The organism is Cellulomonas sp. P1_G12_2 (genome assembly GCF_056405535.1).
Map to the genome: position 1 here is coordinate 376,830 of NZ_JBFUBX010000004.1, position 19,454 is coordinate 396,283.

16 protein-coding genes are annotated in these 19,454 nt (G+C 71.7%); 10 read left to right on the top strand and 6 right to left on the bottom strand.

What is annotated here, in order from left to right; translation table 11 throughout:
• Positions 1-21: 21 nt before the first annotated feature.
• Positions 22-1,776 (bottom strand): glycoside hydrolase family 68 protein, encoded by a 1,755-nt coding sequence (locus AC1DXT_RS15740; protein WP_477062232.1) that lies wholly within the window; start codon positions 1,774-1,776, stop codon positions 22-24.
• Between the two features lie 535 nt (positions 1,777-2,311).
• Here AC1DXT_RS15740 and AC1DXT_RS15745 point away from each other — a divergent pair.
• From AC1DXT_RS15745 to AC1DXT_RS15775, 7 genes are all read left to right on the top strand, one after another.
• Positions 2,312-3,286 (top strand): choice-of-anchor L domain-containing protein, encoded by a 975-nt coding sequence (locus AC1DXT_RS15745; RefSeq protein WP_477062233.1) that lies wholly within the window; start codon positions 2,312-2,314, stop codon positions 3,284-3,286.
• Positions 3,287-3,451: 165 nt separating this feature from the next.
• On the top strand, positions 3,452-4,504 hold the full coding sequence (locus AC1DXT_RS15750; RefSeq protein WP_477062234.1) for a LacI family DNA-binding transcriptional regulator: 1,053 nt from the start codon (positions 3,452-3,454) through the stop codon (positions 4,502-4,504).
• A gap of 205 nt (positions 4,505-4,709) precedes the next feature.
• Positions 4,710-5,876, top strand: coding sequence for a sugar ABC transporter substrate-binding protein (locus AC1DXT_RS15755; RefSeq protein ID WP_477062235.1), 1,167 nt, complete (start codon positions 4,710-4,712; stop codon positions 5,874-5,876).
• Between the two features lie 58 nt (positions 5,877-5,934).
• Positions 5,935-6,885, top strand: coding sequence for a carbohydrate ABC transporter permease (locus AC1DXT_RS15760; protein WP_477062236.1), 951 nt, complete (start codon positions 5,935-5,937; stop codon positions 6,883-6,885).
• 3 nt (positions 6,886-6,888) lie between these two features.
• Entirely contained in the window at positions 6,889-7,803 is a 915-nt protein-coding gene (locus AC1DXT_RS15765; protein ID WP_477062237.1) for a carbohydrate ABC transporter permease, read from the top strand.
• Positions 7,804-7,851: 48 nt separating this feature from the next.
• A complete protein-coding gene (locus AC1DXT_RS15770; RefSeq protein WP_477062238.1) occupies positions 7,852-8,823 on the top strand; it encodes a family 43 glycosylhydrolase in 972 nt (323 codons plus the stop codon).
• 36 nt (positions 8,824-8,859) lie between these two features.
• On the top strand, positions 8,860-10,893 hold the full coding sequence (locus AC1DXT_RS15775) for a glycoside hydrolase family 32 protein (RefSeq protein ID WP_477062239.1): 2,034 nt from the start codon (positions 8,860-8,862) through the stop codon (positions 10,891-10,893).
• 3 nt (positions 10,894-10,896) lie between these two features.
• Here AC1DXT_RS15775 and AC1DXT_RS15780 read toward each other — a convergent pair whose 3' ends face one another.
• From AC1DXT_RS15780 to AC1DXT_RS15800, 5 genes are all read right to left on the bottom strand, one after another.
• The gene (locus AC1DXT_RS15780; protein WP_477062240.1) at positions 10,897-12,570 is read right to left on the bottom strand and encodes a cation:proton antiporter domain-containing protein; all 1,674 of its coding nucleotides are present in this window, start codon (positions 12,568-12,570) and stop codon (positions 10,897-10,899) included.
• A 78-nt stretch (positions 12,571-12,648) separates the two neighbouring features.
• Entirely contained in the window at positions 12,649-14,682 is a 2,034-nt protein-coding gene (locus tag AC1DXT_RS15785; protein WP_477062241.1) for a thioredoxin domain-containing protein, read from the bottom strand.
• Positions 14,683-14,697: 15 nt separating this feature from the next.
• A complete protein-coding gene (locus AC1DXT_RS15790) occupies positions 14,698-15,804 on the bottom strand; it encodes a hypothetical protein (RefSeq protein WP_477062242.1) in 1,107 nt (368 codons plus the stop codon).
• A gap of 181 nt (positions 15,805-15,985) precedes the next feature.
• The gene (locus AC1DXT_RS15795) at positions 15,986-16,501 is read right to left on the bottom strand and encodes a tetratricopeptide repeat protein (RefSeq protein WP_477062243.1); all 516 of its coding nucleotides are present in this window, start codon (positions 16,499-16,501) and stop codon (positions 15,986-15,988) included.
• A 20-nt stretch (positions 16,502-16,521) separates the two neighbouring features.
• Positions 16,522-17,100 (bottom strand): CGNR zinc finger domain-containing protein, encoded by a 579-nt coding sequence (locus tag AC1DXT_RS15800; RefSeq protein ID WP_477062244.1) that lies wholly within the window; start codon positions 17,098-17,100, stop codon positions 16,522-16,524.
• 81 nt (positions 17,101-17,181) lie between these two features.
• Between AC1DXT_RS15800 and AC1DXT_RS15805 the strand changes: the two genes are divergently transcribed.
• The 3 genes from AC1DXT_RS15805 (at position 17,182) to AC1DXT_RS15815 (ending at position 19,400) form a co-directional block, all read left to right on the top strand.
• Complete coding sequence (locus AC1DXT_RS15805; RefSeq protein WP_477062245.1) at positions 17,182-18,150, top strand: EamA family transporter; 969 nt, start codon at positions 17,182-17,184, stop codon at positions 18,148-18,150.
• 294 nt (positions 18,151-18,444) lie between these two features.
• Entirely contained in the window at positions 18,445-18,954 is a 510-nt protein-coding gene (locus tag AC1DXT_RS15810; RefSeq protein ID WP_477062246.1) for a cupin domain-containing protein, read from the top strand.
• Entirely contained in the window at positions 18,951-19,400 is a 450-nt protein-coding gene (locus tag AC1DXT_RS15815) for a rhodanese-like domain-containing protein (protein ID WP_477062247.1), read from the top strand. Before AC1DXT_RS15810 ends, AC1DXT_RS15815 begins: the two co-directional genes overlap by 4 nt.
• Positions 19,401-19,454 lie beyond the last annotated feature (54 nt).

Genomic DNA, 19,454 nt, shown 5'->3' on the forward strand with positions numbered 1-19,454 from the left:
GCGAGCTCGACTCCGGTCGGTTCAGGGGACCGGCCTGGGGTCGGGCGCCGGATCGACCGGCTGTGCCTTGTTCGCCGGGATGTCCCCGTACGCACCCAGCCCACCGTCGCCGTAGCTCTGGTCGACCACCGCGGACGTCCCCGCGATCGACAGGTGCACGGTCGGGGCCAGCGTCCCGCCACGCCGCACGTCGGGGTTGCCGATGGCGTCGATGAACGACTCCACGAGCCCGTTCGGCATGACGTAGTGCGAGTAGGCCTGGAACGTGTACGGCGACTGGCCCTCAGCCGGCATGGCCGAGGTGCCGATCCCGTAGTTCAGGTTGGTCGGGTTGCCGAGCGCGAGCCCGCTGCCCTCGTTGAGCGGCTGGAAGTCCGACCGGATCCCGTTGCCGACGAACCCGTAGACACCGTCCGGACCGTCCATGTACCAGAACCGCGGATCGGTCGAGTCCACCCCGGGCCCCCGAGCGAAGGTGCTGCGGTGGCTGATGGTGAACAGGTAGTACTTCCCGTTCTGCAGGTAGATCTGCGGCCGTTCGGTCTGGTCGTTGACGCAGTTGCCGGACAGGATCGGCGGGAGGAACCGCCACTGGGTCAGCGCCCTGTTCTCGGCGACCGCCAGCCCCACGTTGGCCATCTGGAAGTTGGCGCCGTTCGCGGTGACCGTCGCCGGGTCCTCGGCGTACGGGTCACCCTCGCGGTACCCCAGATCCTCGGCGGTGCAGGTCACGGAACCGCGCTGCCCTCCGGTGTTGCCCTCGAAGACCATGTACGTCTTGCCCGGGTGGGCGGGGTCTTCGAAGGTGAACGGGTCGCGGAAGTTGACGAACGGGTTCTGCTCCTTGGTCTGGTAGTACGTGCCGTCGGGGACGAGGAGCTGGTGCTGGTCGCGGAAGCCCGTCATCCAGACGCCGTTCTCGTCGGCGAACAGACGGCCCTCCGTCTGCACGATCCGCGGGTCCGCCGGCTTGATGTCCTGGTCGTTGGCGTCCCGGTAGAACGCGACCGCGGTGTAGAAGAGCCGCAGCTTGTTGCCCTCCATCAGCCGCGTCGATCCCGACCACTCGGTCACCGTGGTGAACGACTGGTCCTCGAAGATGGCACCGGCAGCACCGTCCGGGAAGACGTACCCGCCGTAGATCCAGCCACCGTTCTCGGGCCGCTGCTCCTTGGGCACGTCCGCCTTGCGGTAGAAGAAACCCAGGCGCGCGTGGGTGTGCCGGGCGTCGAAGGTGTAGCCCGCGGCCGGGTCGGCGGTCAGCGAGAAGATGACCTCCCAGCCCTTGAAGCTGATCTGGTTCGCCGCACCGTCAGTCAGCGTCCAGGTGTCCCACACCCAGACCTGCGTACCGTCCGGCTCGGTGAGGATCGGGAAGTCCTGCGGGATCGGCGGCATGGAGTACTCCGCAGGCATCGAGTTCTCCCCCGCGGGAGCCTCGGGGTCGGACATCGCGCGCAGCTGGAGCGCGTCGGCGCGCGTCCACCTGGCGGTGAAGCTCTCCTCGGGGTCGTAGGCCCGCTGACTGTGGATGGAGGGCGCCGGGTACCCCGGCAGCCGCAGCACGGAGACGTCACCGTCGTCCGGGGCGGGCGCCGCCACCTCGGGGGCAGGCGTCGTGGGCTCCGCGGTCGTCGCAGGCGTCGACGTCGACGTCGGCGTCGGGTCCTGGCTCGTGGTCGGTGTGCTGGTCGGCGAGCTGGTGGCTGCCGGGTCGTCTGCGAGCGCAGCGGGTGCGCCCAGCAGACCTGTCGCGACGAGTACGGACGCGGTCACGACGGCAGTCGCCGTCCTGCCGGCCGCACGCCGCCGGGGTGTGCTGGTCGAAGCATTCACGTCGGTTCGCTTCCTCGAGTGGTCGTGCAGGTGCTCGAGTGACGGCCCGGTCCTCCCCCATCGGCGACAGGGTAGGCACCGCCGATTCGCGCTTGTCAAGGCTCCATCACAGTTTGCCGTGACAACCGTCACCTACCGGTTGACGACCTCTCCGACGAGGTGTACGCCTGAGGCTTATCGGTCCGCACGACGGCAGCGCAGCCGCCTCCCGGGCCCTCCGCGGCCGACACATCCCGGCCGCCACGAGCGTTCCGCGCTCCCCCTGCAGCGCGCACCGACGCGCCGGACCGCTGGAAGGAGAGCAGCGAACGCGCCGCCGACGGACGGTGGCACGAGCTCCGGGTGGGCGCCCCTGCGCGGCGCACACCACCTCGGGTTGACGACCGATGCACCCCCATCGCGACCTGGCGCGCTCAGCGCGCCCGCGCCGGCAAGGCACCGTCTGCCGACGCACCCGACGAGGACCTGGAGCATCATGAAGCCTCCGACGACAGGACGCGGTGCCCGAACGGGCGCACGCGCAGCGATCCTCGGGATCGCACTGACAGCACTGACCGCCGGCTCGCTCGCGAGCGCGGCTCAGGCGTCACCCGGGCAGAGCGTCACCACGTTGCGTGACACCAACGCGATCACGCTCGCCAGCACGTTGACCGGCCGCAACGTCACCGTCCGCGCGGCCTCCTTCACCGGTGCGGCCGTCCAGGCCGGAATCTTCGCCGACGCCGGGTTCGGCGCCTTTCCGACGACGGGAGTGGCGCTCACGTCGGGCTCGCTCATCGACGCGGACCCCGCCTCCGACGAGGACGTGGACTTCACGAGGTCCGCGATCCTCGGGCCGAACAGCTCGCTGACGACGACGGGCGATCTCGGCGGGAGCGGTGACGAGCCGCTCAGCGCCCTCGTCGGAGCCACGACGTACGACGCGGCGACCCTCTCGGTCGAGGTCGTTCCGCAGGGTCGCCGACTCCTGCTGACCTACGTGCTCGGTTCGGAGGAGTACGCCACCTGGGCCGCGACGGGGTACCGCGACGCGTTCGCCGTCTGGGTCGGCGGCACGCCGTGCTCGTTCGTCCCTGGCTCGGACACGCTGGTGGGCACGGACACGGTCAACGCCGCGACGAACAGCGCCTACTACGTGGCCAACTTCGAGCCGAACGATCCCGGCGCCGTCGGCCACGACACGGAGATGAACGCCTTCACCGTGCCGTTGACCTGCACCGCCGACGTGACGCCGCGACAGCCTGTCACGGTGCGCATCGCGGTCGCGGACACCCGTGACGGGCAGCTCGACACCACCACCCTGCTGCAGTCGTCCTCGTTGCGGTCCACGCAGCTGCCCAGCCAGCTCGGCACGTTCCTGTGCCGGCTGCTCCCCTGGCTGCCGTGGTGCTCGGGCGAGGAAGGCACCGTTCCGGGGATCGCCGGCCCTCGGGGTGGGATCCCGTTCTGATCCGGCACGAGCCCCTCCCGTGGAGCGATCCACGGGAGGGGCTCATCGCGGTTCGGCCACGGACACTTGACGTCGGGCGAATCTGGGGGCATCCTCACTCCAGGTGTTTAATCGATTTAGCACCCCGGCACTGATCGGGCAACTCACGAGGGAGTGAGGTGTGACATGGCGCGAGTGCGGATCTCGGACGTCGCCGCCGCGGCCGGCGTCTCCACCGCCACGGTCTCGTTGGTGCTCAACGACCAGAACGCGCGGATCCCCGAGAGCACCCGGGAGCGGGTCCGGCGTGCGGCGGCGGAGGTCGGCTACACCCCCAACTCGGTGGCGCGCGGCCTGCGGACCCAGCGCACCCGCACCATCGGCCTGATCTCGGACAGGATCGCCACCACGCCGTTCGCCGGTCGCATGCTCTCCGGTGCCCAGGACGTCGCCCGCGAGCACGGCTACCTGGTGTTCCTGGTGGACACCGACGCGGACCCGACGGTGGAGCGCGACGCCATCCGGGCCCTGGCCGACCAGCAGGTCGACGCGATGATCTACGCCTGCATGTGGCACCGGGTGGTGGACGTCCCCGCGTCACTGCCGCGCCGCAGCGTGTTCCTCGACTGCCGCCCGGCTCAGGGCGGCTACCCGGCCGTCGTGCCCGACGACCACGCCGGGGGTGTGGCGGCCGTGCGCGAGCTCGTCGCCGCCGGGCACCGCCGGATCGCGTACGTGGACGTCGACGAACCGCACCCGCCCGTCGCGTCCCGCCTGCGGCACGACGGGTACCTCGAGGTGCTCGCCGCCGCCGGGATCGAGCCCGACCCGGCGCTGCACGTCCGCGGTGACACCTCGTCCGCGGGCGGACGACGAGCCACGGACCAGCTGCTCGACCTACCCGAGGACCGCCGTCCCACGGCCCTGTTCTGCTTCAACGACCGCATCGCCGCCGGGGCCTACGTCGCGGCGCACCGCCGGGGACTGCGCATCCCGCAGGACCTGTCCATCGTCGGGTACGACGACCAGCAGCTCGTCGCGGCGGACCTCGACCCCCCGCTGACCACCGTCGCGCTGCCGCACTACGAGATGGGCCGGTGGGCGATGGAGGTCGCCCTCGGCATCAGGACGCCGGACGACCCCGGCGCCCCACACCTCATGCCCTGCCCGATCGTCGATCGGGACTCGGTGGGTCCGCCGCCGGCCACAGCTGCGAGCGACAGCCGGCGACGGACCTGACACGCAATCCCCAGCGACCACCGTCGGTGGTCGTGGAGCGGTGACCCGACTTGCCGGTCGGGCACCAAGAGAGGAACCCCCGATGAAGCGCAGGTCCCTTGTCACGATCGTATCGGTGTCGGCGGCATCAGCCCTGGCACTCTCCGCCTGCGGACAGGCAGGTCAGGGCGACGACGGCTCCGGTGACGGACCCCAGGAGCTCACGATGTGGACCCACTCGGCGGGCAACCCTGCCGAGCTGGAGGTCTACAGCAAGATCATCGACGACTTCAACGCGTCGCAGGACAAGTACACGGTGGTCGAGGAGTCCTTCCCCCAGGGGGCCTACAACGACGCCATCGTCGCCGCGGCCGCCGCCGGCGACCTGCCGTGCCTGCTCGACATGGACGGCCCGATCGTGCCCAACTGGGCCTGGGCGGAGTACATCCAGCCGCTCGACCTGCCCACCAGCATCACGGACAACCTGCTGCCGACCGCGGTGGGCACCTACCAGGACAAGATCTACGCGGCCGGCTACTGGGACGCGGCGCTGTCGATCTTCGCCCGCAAGTCGGTGCTCGACGCCAACGGCATCCGGATCCCGACAATCGAGGAGCCGTGGACCGTCGACGAGTTCGACGACGCGCTGGCCACGCTGAAGGCCGCGGGCTACGAGACGCCCCTGGACATCGGCGCAGAGGACAAGGGCGAGTGGTGGTCGTACGCCTACTCCCCCATGCTGCAGAGCGCCGGCGGCGACCTCATCGACCGCGACACCATGCTCACGGCGGACGGCGCCCTCAACGGGCCGGAGGCGGTCACCTTCTTCACGTGGTTCCAGGACGCCTTTGCCAACGGCTGGGCCAGCAACTCCGGCACCATCGGCAACCAGGAGTTCAACGACGACGTCGTCGCGCTCAGCTACACCGGCGTCTGGAACGCGATGGACTCCCTCGAGGCCGTCGGTGACGACCTGCTGATCCTCCCGCCGCCGGACTTCGGCGACGGCCCGAAGATCGGTGGCGGGTCCTGGCAGTGGGGCATCTCGTCCACCTGCGACGCCGCAGACGGTGCGCGCGAGTACCTGGAGTTCAGCTTCCAGGACAAGTACATCGCCGAGTTCAGCGACAAGCAGGTGGTCATCCCCGCGACCGCGGCCGCCGAGGAGCTCTCCGCCAACTTCGGTGAGGGCGACCCGCTGCGCCCCTTCGTCGAGCTCTCCCAGGCCTACGCCCTCGCCCGTCCCGCCACCCCGGCGTACCCCGTCATCTCGAGCACGTTCGAGAAGGCGGCGAAGGACATCATGAGCGGCTCCGACGTGCAGTCGACCCTCGACGGAGCGGTCCAGGAGATCGACACCAACATCAAGTCCAACGACGGCTACGGCTTCTGAGCCGTCCTGACCGGCGGGGGCAGCACCGCTGCTGCCCCCGCCCGATCGGACACGCGCCATGACCTCTTCCACCACGTCCGTCGCGCCTCCGCGACCACCGGACGCCCCCGTTCGGCGGCGTCGGACCTCCGCCGGCGCCCGCGGCGAACGCCGCTCCGGGCTCGCGATGGCCGCACCGGCTGCCGTCCTGCTCGGCTTGTTCCTCATCGTCCCCGTGCTGCTGGCGTTCGCCCTGTCGTTCACCAACGCACGGCTCATCTCCCCCAACCCGCCGCGGTTCGTCGGCCTCGACAACTTCGTCCGGGCGTTCACGCAGGACCCCGTGTTCCTGCGGTCGGTCCTCAACACGTTCCTGTTCGCGATCGTCGTCGTCCCCGTGCAGGCCGGCCTGGGCCTGCTCCTCGCGGTGCTGGTCAACCAGAAGCTGCGCGGCGTGACGTTCTTCCGGATCGTCTACTTCATCCCGGTGGTCACGTCGATCGTCGTGGTGTCGATCCTCTGGAAGTTCATGTACCAGCCGACCGGGCTGATCAACTCGTTCATCGACACGGTCACCTTCGGGGCGCTGCAGGGCGCGGACTGGCTGAACAACCCGAGCACCGCGCTGCCGGCGATCATCGTGCTGTCGATCTGGCAGGCCGTCGGCTTCCACATGCTCATCTGGCTGTCGGGGCTGCAGACCATCCCCGACGAGCTCTACGAGGCAGCCCGCATGGACGGCGCGGACGCCTGGGGTCAGTTCAAGAACGTCACCTGGCCGGGTCTGCGCTCGACCATGATCTTCGTCCTGGTCACCATCACGATCGCGGCCCTGGGCCTGTTCGTGCAGATCGACGTGATGACGCAGGGCGGCCCGCAGGACTCGACGACGACGATCGTCTACCACGCGGTCCGCAAGGGGTACCGGGAACAGGAGACCGGCTACGGCGCCGCGATCTCGCTCATCTTCTTCGTGCTGGTGCTCGTGATCGCCCTCGTGCAGCGCTTCGTCACCCGAGAGAAGGACTGAGCCATGACCACCGCCACCGTCTCCCGGCTGGACCGCACGGAGCACCAGCAGCGCCGCCGGCGCCGTGTCTTCTCGTACGTCGCGCTAGTGTTCTTCGCCGTCGTCTTCCTCTTCCCGCTCGTGTTCATGTTCGTGTCCAGCCTGAAGCCGGACGCGCAGATCCTGACCGACGCCCGCTCCCTGGACGCGTTCCTTCCCGTGGGTGACATCAGCCTGAACAACTACCGGGACGTGTTCGACCGGGTGCCAGTCGCCCGGTTCATGCTCAACTCCGTGCTGATCACCACGCTGATCGTGGTGCTCGGGCTGGTGGTGAACAGCATGTGCGGGTTCGCGCTGTCGCGGCTGGAGTGGAAGGGCCGCGGTGCGGTGCTCGCCGTCGTCATCGCGACGCTCATCGTGCCCTTCGAGACGATCGCGATCCCGATGGTCTACTGGGTGTCCAAGCTGCCCACCCTGGTGTTCGAGGGCGGCGTCCCGAAGTACGACTTCGGCTGGCTGAACACCTACCAGGTGCAGATCATCCCGTTCATCGCGAACGCGTTCTCGATCTTCCTGTTCACCCAGTACTTCTCGACGATCCCGAAGTCCCTCGACGAGGCCGCGCGGATCGACGGCGCCGGCTGGTTCACCATCTACCGCAAGATCGTCGTCCCCCTGGCCGGCCCGGCGTTCGCCACGGTCGCCATCCTCACGTTCCTTCCCGCCTGGAACTCCTACCTGTGGCCGCTCATGGTCGTGCAGGAGGAGAGCCTGCGCCCCGTGATGGTGGGGATGCAGTACTTCTTCCAGCTGAACCCCGCCTGGGGCGAGGTGATGGCCTATACGACCCTCATCACGCTGCCGGTGCTCATCGTGTTCCTCTCGTTCCAGCGGGCCTTCGTCAGCAGCGTCGCTGCCAGCGGCGTCAAGGGCTGACCCCTCGTACCCCTCGGACCCCCGCCGGAAACGGCGTGAAAGGCAGACATGTTCACCCTTCCCGAGTCCTGGGTGTGGGACTTCTGGCTCGCCGACGACGGCGACCAGTACCACCTCTTCTTCCTCTACGCGTCGCGTGCGCTGCACGAGCCGGACCGTCGTCACTACCGGGCCTCGATCGGGCATGCGGTGTCGTCGGACCTGCAGGACTGGACCCGCGTGACGGACGCGCTGGTGCGCAGCGACGCTCCGGCGTTCGACGACCTCGCCACGTGGACCGGCTCGGTCGTGCGGCACCCCGACGGCACGTGGTTCCTCTTCTACACCGGCTCGACACTCACGCCGGCGGGCAACGTGCAGACGATCGGGTACGCCACGTCGAACGACCTGATGACGTGGGACAAGTCCCCCGACAACCCCGTGCTGCGCGCCGACGGCGAGTGGTATGAGGTGCTGGCCGACGGGCAGTGGCACGACGAGGCGTTCCGCGACCCGTGGGTGTTCGCGGACCCGGACGGTAACGGCTGGCACATGCTCGTCACCGCCCGCGCACGGACAGGTCCGGCCGACGACCGCGGTGTCGTCGGCCACGCCTGGTCGCCGGACCTGCGCATCTGGGAGCTGCGACCACCGCTGTCCGAGCCCGGACAGGGCTTCGGCCAGCTCGAGGTGATGCAGGTCGAGATCGTCGACGGCGCCCCCGTGCTGCTCTTCTCGTGCCTGGCGACGGACATGTCTGCGGCCGCCGTCGCCACCGGGGCGACGGGAGGCGTGTGGGCCACGCCGGCGGCGAGCCTGCTCGGTCCGTACGACGTGGCCGACGCGCACCAGGCGACCGACGACACCCTCTACAGCGGGCGGCTGGTCCGCCGCCGTGCCGACGGCCAGTGGGTCCTGATGGCCTTCCACCACACCGGAGCCGGCGGCGGCTTCGTCGGCGGCGTCAGCGACCCCCTGCCCGTGAGGTGGGACGGCCGCCGGCTGGAGGTGCTGGACCCGGTGCCCACCGACGTGCGGTGACCAGCACCCCGACCCGGATCGAGGAGAGGCGAGTCGATGGCGACTCACGACCGAGCTCGACGGACCGACGGGGGCCTCACGCGGCGGCGGGCAGCGATCGCGCTGCTGACCGTCGTCGTGGCGGCGGCGGGTGCGGCCGGCCCCCGGCAGGCCGCACCCGCGCAGGCGGCCGACGTGGCTGACACGTACCGGGCTCGGTACCACTTCACGGTGCCGGACCACTGGAAGAACGACCCGCAGCGACCGGTGGTGATCGACGGCACCACGCACTACTACTACCTGTACAACGCCGACTATGACGACGCCGTCGGCACCGCCTGGCGCCTGGCGACGACCACCGACAACGTGGTGTTCCACGACCAGGGGGTCGCCGCGCCCAAGGCGACCAACGCCAACTACGACCTGTGGTCCGGGTCGGCCGTGGTGGACACCGCCGGGACGGCAGGGTTCGGCGCAGGCGCCGTGATCATGCTCGTCACGCAGATGGACCACCCGACGCCCGCGCAGATCCTCGACGCCTCCGGCCCACAGGCGCAGTTCCTCTGGTACTCCACCGACGGCGGCCGGAACTTCCGGCCGTACGGCGAGGCGCCGGTGATCCCGAACGGGGGTCGCCGGGACTTCCGCGACCCGAAGATCGTGTGGGACGCCGATCGCGGGCGGTGGGTGGCTCTGATCGCCGAGGGCCAGAGGATCGGCTTCTGGACGTCCCCGAACCTGCGGGACTGGACCCGGGTCTCGGAGTACGTGAACACCGGCCTGGGCATCCTCGAGTGCCCCGACCTCTTCCAGATCCGGGCGGACGACGGCACGCTCCGCTGGGTCATGGGCCTGAGCGGCAACGGCTACCTCACCGACTCCCCGAGCACCTACGCGTACTGGACCGGATCGTTCGACGGCACGACCTTCGTGCCCGACCAGCCCGATCCGCAGTGGCTCGACCACGGGTTCGACTGGTACGGCGCGGTCACCTGGCCCGACCCCGCGAGGCCCGAGCAGGACCGGCGGTTCGCCGTCGGCTGGATGAACAGCTGGTCCTACCCGTACACCACCCCGACGTGGGCGGCCGACGGGTTCAACGGCACCGACTCGATCGTCCGGGAGATCCGGCTGGCCCGGACCGGGAGCGGCTACTCCCTCCTCTCCCAGCCGGTCGAGACGCTGGACCGCCTGGCCACCTCCGTCACCGAGCTCGGCACGGTCCGCGTGGACGGGCACGTGCCGCTCGACTACCGGGGCGACGCGTACCAGCTGGAGACCGACATCAGCTGGACCGACCTGGAGAACGTCGGGCTGCAGCTGCGCCGGTCCGCCGACGGAAGCCGGCACGCCGACGTGGGCGTGTTCGGAGACACCACCTACCTGAACCGTGGCGGGACCGGGAACCCCGACCCGTCGGGCGAGAAGTGGGAGAGCCACGCGCCCTTCGACCCCGCCGCCGACCGCGTGCACCTGCGCATCCTCGTGGACCGCACGACCATCGAGGTGTTCGTCGACGACGGGCGCTACGTGCACTCCAGCCAGGTGTTCGCCGAGCCCGCGGACACGGGGATCGCCCTGTACTCCGCCGGGGGCGTCGCCATGTTCTCGAACCTCACGATCACCGAGCTCGGCGTCCCCGACCAACGGCCCGCGCGCGTGCTCGCCGGCTTCGAGGGGTCCGGCTGGGGGTCCGGCTGGACCGCGACCGGCAGCTTCGACGGCGCCGGACCGACCACCGGATCGCTCCCCGGCCAGGTCGGCCGGCAGGTGCTCGACACGTTCGTCGGTGGGGGCGACCCCGCGACGGGAACGATCACCTCTCCCCCGTTCACGATCGACCGGCGGTACCTGCACCTGCTGCTCGGGGGCGGGGACCACCCGCTGGGCGTAGAGCCGGCGACGTCGGTCAACCTGCTGGTCGACGGCCTGCCGGTGCGGACCGCGACAGGCCGCGACGAGGGGACCCTGCGACCTGTCCGCTGGGATCTGGGCGATCTCGCCGGCCGACAGGCCCAGGTGCAGGTGCTCGACGACGCCACGGGCCCCTGGGGGCACCTGATGGTGGACCAGATCGTGCTCAGCGACTAGCCGTCAGGCGGGCTCGGCCCGGCGGTCGAGCGGGTCGAGGACGTCCAGCTCGTCGCCCGGACGGGCGGGCGCGTGGTGCTCCGACGGTGCCCCTCCTCGGCCCGCCAGCAGCACCTCAGCCGCGTGGTCCGCCAGCGCGAAGCCGGCCGAGCCGTACAGGTGGAACACCGCGTCCGCACCGTGCCGCTGGAGCTCGGCGACGTCGTCGTCGTACCGCGCGACCGCGGCCACCTTGCCGGTGAAGCCGGCGGCCTGGAGCCGGGCCAGGGCGATGAGGTTGGCGTTGTGGAACGGCATGGCGAGGACGGCCATCTTGACCCGACCGGCGCGCTGCACGCGGTTCCAGAACTCGAGGTCGGTGGCGTCGGCGCGCACGACGTCGTAGCCCTCGTCCTCGAGGGCGAGCACCCGGGTCTGGTCGTGCTCGACGCCGACGACGGAGAGGCCGTACTCGTCGCGCAGCCGCGCATAGGTGGCGGCTCCGACGCGTCCGAGGCCGAGGACGAGGGCGTCGGCGTCGCCGACGTCCACCAGGCGGTCGTCCGGGTGGAGCCGGTCGCTGTCGCGCGCCGGGAGCAGGCGCGACAACCGGGAGGCCAGCTCGACGCCGCGCCGGTTGACGATCGCGGACAGGCCGAAGCTGAACGCCACCGCGAGCGAGAACACGACCACCCACTGGTCGTCGAGCAGGCCCGTGCTCGCTCCGACGGCGACGACGATGATCCCGAACTCGGAGTAGTTGGAGAGCACGAGGCCGGCCAGGAACGACGTGCGGCGCCGCAGCCGCATCAGCCACAGGACGCCTGCGTAGGCGGCCACCTGGAACGGCAGGAGCAGGAGCAGGAGCAGCCCCAGGCCGATCTCGAACAGGTGCGGCGTGCCGTGCAACCCGATCTGCACGAAGAACGCGACGAGCATGAGGTCCTTGAACGTCATGAGCGAACGCGACAGCTCGCCGGCCTGCGGGTGGGACGACAGGAGCACGCCGACCACGAGCGCCCCGACGTCGCCGGCGATGCCGACCAGCTCGAAGAGCCCGTAGCCGAGCACCACGGCCACCGCGACGCCGAACAGCGCCTGCAGCTCGCCGTGGCCCACACGGTCCCAGATCCGGTGCAGCACCCAGCGACCCGGGATCAGCAGGAAGAGCAGCAGGGCCCACGGGCTGGGCGGCTCACCGCTGGACAGCGACAGGAAGACCACGGCCGCGACGTCCTGCATGACGAGGACACCGACAGCGATGCGGCCGTACAGCGAGGTCGTGTCGGAGCGGTCGTCCAGGACCTTGACGACGAACACCGTCGAGGAGAACGACAGGGCGAACCCGACGAGGGCGAGCGCGCCGAACGACTCGTCGGCGATGTACCCGAACCCGATCACCGCGAGCAAGCCGAGGAAGCCGAGCGCCATCGCGACGCTGATCGCCAGGTGCACGACGGTGGTGAGCCAGATCTCGCGGCGCAGCAGCGTGCGGACGTCGAGCTTGAGACCGATGGCGAACAGCAGCAGGACGACCCCGAAGTTCGCGATCGGCTCCAGGTACGGCAGCGTGGGAGCTCCGCCGGCGCCCAGCGCGAAGCCGGCCGCGAGGAACCCGACCAGCGGCGGCAGGCGCAGCAGCACCGCGAGCAGCCCGCCGACCAGTGCGGCGCCGAGGTACAGGGCAGCAACTGCCATGAGGTCCCTCTCGCGCCGGCGGTGGGTGGTGACTCCCTATCTTGCCCGCTCGGCGGAGCGCCCTCGTCGGGTGTCCGCTCAGGCGAGCAGGTGCGCGAGGTCCTCCGGGTGAGTCGTCGGCCGGTCGCACACGAACCCCCGGCACACGTACGCCGCCGGGACGCCACCGACCATCGGCCGGTCGTGCAGGAGCGGCGGGACGTCGTCGCGCCCGCCGGGCTCACCCACCGCCACCACCAGGCCGGGGGCCGCGGACGCCAGCGCGCGGTGGTGCAGCGCCGCGGTGCGCGGGTCGTCGCGGGGGCCGACGACGGCGACCTCCCGGGGTCCGTCGAGGACGGCCTCCGCCACGGCCAGGCCGGAGCCCGCCGCGCGCGGGTACCGGGTGGCGAGCGACAGCGGACCCCGCAACGCGCTCGACGCGGCTTCCCGGTGCCGGGTGGATCCCGTGAGCGCGGCGTAGGTGAGCAGGGCGCCCGCCGCGCCGGACTGCCCCGAGGGCGTCGGGCCGTCGGCCGGGTCCTGCGGGCGACCGAGCCGGGCGACGACCTCGTCCGTCTCGTCCTGTGCGGTGTCGTGGAAGCCGCCGGCCGGCGCAGCGAAGTGGAGGAGCACGGTGTCCAGGAGGCCGCCGGCGACCGCGAACCAGCGGGGGTCACCGGTGACCGCCGAGAGGGCGAGCAGGCCCTCGGCGAGGTTGCCGTAGTCCTCCAGCACCCCGGGGGCGTCGCCCGGCACGCCGTCGCGCGACGCGCGCACCACCCGGGCCGAACCGTCCGCGGACCGCCGGACGTGCGTGGTGACGATCAGGTCGGCTGCTCGGACGGCAGCGTCGAGGAGCTCGGGACGCTCGAGCAGCACGGCCGACTCGGCGAGGGCCGCGACGGCCAGGCCGTTCCACCCGGTCACCACCTTGTCGTCCCGTGCAGGCCGCGGCCTGCGTCCTCGCGCCTCGCGCAGGCGCTCCCGCACGTCCACGAACCTGGCCTCGTCGCCCGGGGCGCTGCGCAGCTGGAGCACCGACGTCCCGTGCTCGAACGTGCCCGCCGCGGTCACGGCGAGCAGCCCGGCCGCCCACGCGCCGTCGTCAGGACCGAGCACCTCGTCCAGCTGGCCCGGCGTCCAGGCGTAGAACGCCCCCTCCCGACCCTCGCTGTCGGCATCGAGCGACGAGGCGAAGCCGCCCTCGGGGGTGGTCAGCTCGTCGAGCAGCCACGTCGCGGTCTCCAGGGCCACGCGGCGCATCAGCGGAGCACCCGTCACGCGCCACGCGTGCGCGTACACCCGCAGCAGGAGGGCGTTGTCGTAGAGCATCTTCTCGAAGTGCGGCACGGTCCAGGTCGGGTCCACCGCGTACCGCGCGAAGCCACCCGCGAGCTGGTCGTACATGCCCCCGCTCGCCATCGCCTCGAGCGTCCGGACCGCCATGTCGAGCGCTCCCGGATCACCGGTCCGCGCGTGATGACGCAGCAGCCACTCGAGCACCATCGACGGCGGGAACTTGGGCGCGCCACCGAAGCCTCCGCGCGCGGCGTCGAACGTCGTCGCGAGGCCGGCCAGCGCCGCCTCGACCACCTCGTCGTCGGGACCGTCCGACTCCCGGCCCGCCGTCGGCCGCTCCGCGAGCGCCGCGAGGACTGCTTCCGCGGTGGACAGCACCTCTGCCCGGCGCGCCGACCATGCCGCCGCGACGGCGGCGAGCACCTCCGAGAACGACGCCATCTGCTGGACGCGCCGCGGTGGGAAGTAGGTCCCGCAGAAGAACGGCTCTCCCGACGGCGTCGTGAACACGGTCATCGGCCAGCCGCCCGAGCCTGTCATCGCCTGCGTGGCCGCCATGTAGACGGCGTCGACGTCGGGCCGCTCCTCGCGGTCCACCTTGACGCAGACGAAGTGCTCGTTCAGGAAGGCCGCGACCCCCGGGTCCTCGAACGACTCGTGGGCCATGACGTGGCACCAGTGGCACGCGGCGTAACCGACGGAGACGAGCACCGGGACGTCCCGCGCGACCGCCTCCTCGAACGCCGCGTCACCCCACTCGTGCCAGTCCACCGGGTTGTCGGCGTGCTGCAGGAGGTACGGGCTCGTCGCGTTCACCAGACGGTTGGGCACGCCACCCAGGTTCCGTCACCGCGCGCGGCGGCGCGACCCCGGCTCGCCTGCCACAGCGCGCGGCGCGAGACTCGGGAGGTGGCGGTGGAGCGGAGCGAGCGACGGAGCTGGGTGCGGGCCGCACTCGCGCTCTGGCGCTCGCAGAGCGTCCGCGCACTGCGCTGGCGCCGCCACCGATGACGACCTCGTGCGCTGCCGCGCGCCCACCCGCAGCGCGTTGAGCGTCACCATCTGGTGCGCCACGTCGCCCCAGTCGACGGCCTCCACCCCGCTCCCCGTGGCCCCCGGCGGCCGCCACCATCGCCTGGCCGCCCGCCAGCGACCGTCCGGCCGACGTCGGTCGACCAGGAGCTGCCGGGCGCGGCCGGTGCGCGGGTCGCCGCCGACGCCGGCGCGTTCGAGGACGAGCAGCGCCTGGAGCAGGTCGTAGTGCCAGAACGGCGGGTAGTGCGGGAGCGCGAACGACTCGTGGACCGACTCGCCCGTGCTCCTCGAGAACAGGACCTCGCGCGAGAGGAGCAGCTCGGCGGCCGACGCGACGGCCGAGAGGCACGACGGGTCGCCCGTGGCCGTGGCGTACTCCGCGAGCCCCCACAGGGCGGGCAGGGTCTCGTGGAACGACGAGTGCGACGCCGTCGGCCGCCGGTCGCAGTTCCATCCGCCGTCCGGCCACTGCCACGACAGCAGGTGCTCGGCCAACGTGACGGCGCGCTCGTCGCGCGACAGCCCGAGACGGCACGCGATCGCCAACGCGTTGCCCTCCTGCGAGGCGCACCGCCGCGCTCGCCCGTCGATGACAGGCACCGCGGCCAGCCGCTCCGGCCGCGACCAGTAGCCGAGCAACGCGTCGGCGGCACGCGTGACCGCTGGGTCCTCGTCGCGGACCCCGAGCTCCACGAGGGAGACGAGTCGCCAGTGGGCGCCGGTCCACTTGACGTACGGGGCCCGCACGGAGTCGCCGAGCCCGGTCAGGAGGCCCTGGACGACGCGGCTCGAGGGCACGGCACCGACGGGCTCGCCGAGCAGGTCGCGGCGAGCCAGCCGGGCCACCGTCGGGTCGGCCCGCTCGACGAGCCAGGTGACAGCAGGATCTCGACTGATCTCCAGCAACCTGGCGACCATCGTGAGCCCTTTCTCCCGGGTGTCCTCTCCCCGACCGAAGCACATGCTCCCGCGCCGCAGGTAGGGCCCACCGGCCCTGTCCTCAGCGCCGGCCGAGGAGCACAAGGCGAGTACGACGTCCACAACCCCCGGCACGAACGGGACACCGCCGCCCTGATGGCCCGTCTCGTCTGAGCGGGACCTAGTCCGCGTCGGCCGGACGACCCGCCCCCAGCCACGTCCCCAGACCGCGGAGCCCCACGGCGTACCGGCCGAGGTCCGTGACGTCGGCGTGGTCCGTGATCACCGTGAGCAGCTGGGCCACGGCGGCGTCGGTGCTGCCCGCCTCGGCGAGCGAGAGAGCGAGGAACACCCGGACGGCGTCGGACTGCGGGAACTGCGCACGGGCCCGCTCCAGCACCGCGACCGACTCCTCGAGCCGGCCGAGCCACCGCAGCGTGCTGCCGTACTGGCACAGGCACCGGCGCAGCTCGTCCCCGTCGAGACCGAGGTCGAGGGCGTGCTCGTACCGGACGGCGGCGTCGGCCTCCCGACCCGCGGTGTCGTACGCGCCGGCCACCTCGAGGACGAGGACGGGGTGGTCGGGGTGCTCGCCCAGGAGTCGTTCGAAGTAGGCGATCGTCGGGCCCATGTCGTCGCGGTCGCGCCGGGCGTACCCCGTCGCGATGGCGTCCTTGAGGTCATCCGTGAGCTCCACGCGGCGATCCTGCCACGGGCTCAGCGCGCGACGTCTCGTTCCTGGAGAGCCGGCGACCCGGCCCGTCGAGCCCGGTAGGCGGCGACGTGGGCCCGGTTGGCGCAGCCGTTCACGTCGCAAAACCGGCGCGAGCGGTTGCGGGAGAGGTCGACGAGCAGCGCGTCGCAGTCGTCCGCCTCGCAGCGCTGCAGCCGGTCCCATTCGTCGGAGCGCACCACGTCGGCCATCGCCATCGCGGTCTCGACGAGCACGACCGTGCCCAACGGAGCGTCCGGTGCGGTGCCGTGCAGGTGCCAGTCGACGTCGCCGTGCCGGACGAGGAACGGGACGGCTCCCCCGCGAGCGAGGAGCTCGTTGAGCACGGCGGCTGCGGTGTCCCGGTCGACGTCCCAGAGCGCGGCGATCTGGTCGCGCGCGTCGCGCACCGCGGCGAGCTCGTCGGCGTCCCCGTCGTGCCGGACCGTGTAGCCCCATCGCGTGTAGAACTCGTCGACGTCCGCGATCGTCGCCATGGCGTCGTGCCCGTCCCGGCGACGAGCGGTGTTCACCAGCTCGACGGCCGCGGCGATGCTCATCTCGGTGTCAGGTGCGAAAACCACTTTGACTCCTGTCGGCGCGATGGACTAGCGTCACGAGCGTAACGCCATTTCACCCATGACATCCCTGGCAGGGGCTCCCCTATGTCCACGACCGCCGCGCCGAGTCGCACCGCCGGCATCGTCGCCGGCCTCGTCGGCGCCGTCGCCTTCGCGACCAGCGGTCCCGTGGTCAAGCCGCTGCTGGTGGCCGGCTGGTCCCCGGGGTCGGCGATCCTCGTGCGGCTGTCGGTCGCAGCGCTGCTGCTGGCCGGTCCGGCAGCCTGGGCCCTGCGTGGTCGCTGGCACGTGCTCCGCGACGAGTGGCCCACCGTCCTCGGTTTCGGGGTGCTGGGCGTCGCCACCGCCTCGACCATGTACTTCCTCGCGGTCGACCGGCTGCCCGTGGCCGTCGCCCTGCTGATCGAGTACACCGGCCCGCTCCTGCTGGTCGCCTGGAGGTGGGCGCGCGAACGACGGGCACCCAGCGGCGCGACGCTCGCCGGGGCAGCACTGGCCACCGGCGGCCTCGTCCTGGTCCTCGACCTCACGGGCACGCTCGAGCTCGACCCGGTCGGGCTGGTGTTCGCACTGCTCTCCGCGGTGGGCAACGCCTCCTACTTCGCGCTCACGGGCCGCCGCACGGAGCTGCCGGCGATCAGCCTGGCGGGCGCCGGGATGGTTGTCGGAGCACTCACGGTCGCTCTCGTCGCAGCCGTGGGAGTCCTCCCGCTGGCCGCCCCGGACGTCCGCGTCGACCTGCTCGGTGCGCAGGTGCACTGGATCGTCCCGCTGCTCGTCGTCGCCGCGGTGCCGACCGCCTTCGCCTACGGCGTCAGCGCGTTGTCGGTGCGGCTGCTCGGCGAGCGCCTCGCGTCCTTCCTCGCCCTGTCGGAGGTGCTCGTCGCCGTCCTGCTCGCCTGGGTGCTGGTCGCCGAGGTGCCCGTGCCGCTGCAGCTCGCCGGGATGGTGCTCGTCGTCGCCGGGATCGCCCTGGTCCGCCGCGGCACCGACGCGCCGGAGCCCGTCGTCGTGCAGCCCGAAACCCGGATCGTCGTCGAGACCCGCGCCTGACCCGAGCGCGACGTCCAGCATCCGAGAGTTCGCCGTCGAACCCTTGACCGGCCCCGCGGCTGCATGCTGCTCTGTGCCCGGCCACGACCCGACCGAGAGGAGCACCCGATGACCGCCACCCGCGTCACCGCGCTCCCGTCGCGCCGTGGATCCCTCCTCTCGCTGCGCTCCTGTACGGCCTGCTGTCAGCACTGACGCACCCACCCGGCTCACGCCGGACGCAGGCCCCGCCGACCCACGCCCTCCGGGAAGCCGTGGAGATCGGCCCGCAGACGCACCCCGAGAGGCACCTCCGTGAGCATCGACCTGTCCCCGCGCCCCACCCTCGCCTCGCCCGCCCGGCTGAACGTCGACGAGCTCAGCGCGCTGACCCGCTCCATCGCCGCGCGTCCCGAGCTCTGGCGACCGCTGGTCCGCTTCCAGGAGAGCGGGCGCTGGTGGACCCGCCTCGACGGACCGCCCGACGTCGACGTGTGGCTCCTCACGTGGTTGCCGTCGCAGGGCACCGAGCTGCACGACCACGGCGCCTCCGCGGCCGCGTTCACCATCGCGGCGGGCACACTCACCGAGATCCGCCCGCACAGCGACGGACGCCTCGTGCCGCAGGACTTCACCTCCGGGCAGACCCAGACCGTGGACCCGGGCGACCTCCACGACGTGCTGAACACCGGCACCGAGCCCGCGGTGAGCATCCACGCGTACTCCACCCGGCTCACCCGCATGACGTACTGGGCGACCACCCCCGACGGCCGGCTCGCTCCCACCCGCACGGTCGAGACCGACGAGCCGGAGACGGACAAGTGAGCGTCGTCCGCCGCCGCACCATCGACGACGTCCTGGCCGACGCCCGCGCCCGGCTGCACCGCCTCGCACCGCTGGACGCGTGGGAGGCCGTGCGCCGCGGGGCCCTGCTGGTCGACATCCGCCCCGCAGCGCAACGCGCCACCGAGGGCGAGGTTCCGCAGGCGGTCGTCATCGAGCGGAACGTCCTCGAGTGGCGGCTGGACCCGGCCAGCGACCACCGCATTCCCGCGGCCACGGGCTACGACCTGCGGGTCGTGGTCCTGTGCTCGGAGGGGTACACGTCCAGCCTGGCCGCGGCCGCGCTGGCCGACCTGGGCCTGCACCGCGCGACCGACGTGGTGGGCGGGTTCCACGCGTGGGCGGCGGCAGGTCTCCCGACGACCGGGCCCGCGGACGGGGCACGGGGTGCCCTGGTCGGTGCGGGAGCGCACGCCCCGCGGACGTAGTCACAGGCCTGGGCGCGGGCGTCGTGGAGTGGTAGACCGGGACTCACCCACCCA

Bases quoted from the DNA above. Each gene is read 5' to 3' on its own strand.
- AC1DXT_RS15775 (WP_477062239.1), top strand. From the start codon at position 8,860: ATGGCGACTCACGACCGAGCTCGACGGACCGACGGGGGCCTCACGCGG.
- AC1DXT_RS15755 (WP_477062235.1), top strand. From the start codon at position 4,710: ATGTGGACCCACTCGGCGGGCAACCCTGCCGAGCTGGAGGTCTACAGC.
- AC1DXT_RS15770 (WP_477062238.1), top strand. From the start codon at position 7,852: ATGTTCACCCTTCCCGAGTCCTGGGTGTGGGACTTCTGGCTCGCCGAC.
- AC1DXT_RS15745 (WP_477062233.1), top strand. From the start codon at position 2,312: ATGAAGCCTCCGACGACAGGACGCGGTGCCCGAACGGGCGCACGCGCA.
- AC1DXT_RS15765 (WP_477062237.1), top strand. From the start codon at position 6,889: ATGACCACCGCCACCGTCTCCCGGCTGGACCGCACGGAGCACCAGCAG.
- AC1DXT_RS15760 (WP_477062236.1), top strand. From the start codon at position 5,935: ATGACCTCTTCCACCACGTCCGTCGCGCCTCCGCGACCACCGGACGCC.
- AC1DXT_RS15780 (WP_477062240.1), bottom strand. From the start codon at position 12,570: ATGGCAGTTGCTGCCCTGTACCTCGGCGCCGCACTGGTCGGCGGGCTG.
- AC1DXT_RS15805 (WP_477062245.1), top strand. From the start codon at position 17,182: ATGTCCACGACCGCCGCGCCGAGTCGCACCGCCGGCATCGTCGCCGGC.
- AC1DXT_RS15790 (WP_477062242.1), bottom strand. From the start codon at position 15,804: ATGGTCGCCAGGTTGCTGGAGATCAGTCGAGATCCTGCTGTCACCTGG.
- AC1DXT_RS15750 (WP_477062234.1), top strand. From the start codon at position 3,452: ATGGCGCGAGTGCGGATCTCGGACGTCGCCGCCGCGGCCGGCGTCTCC.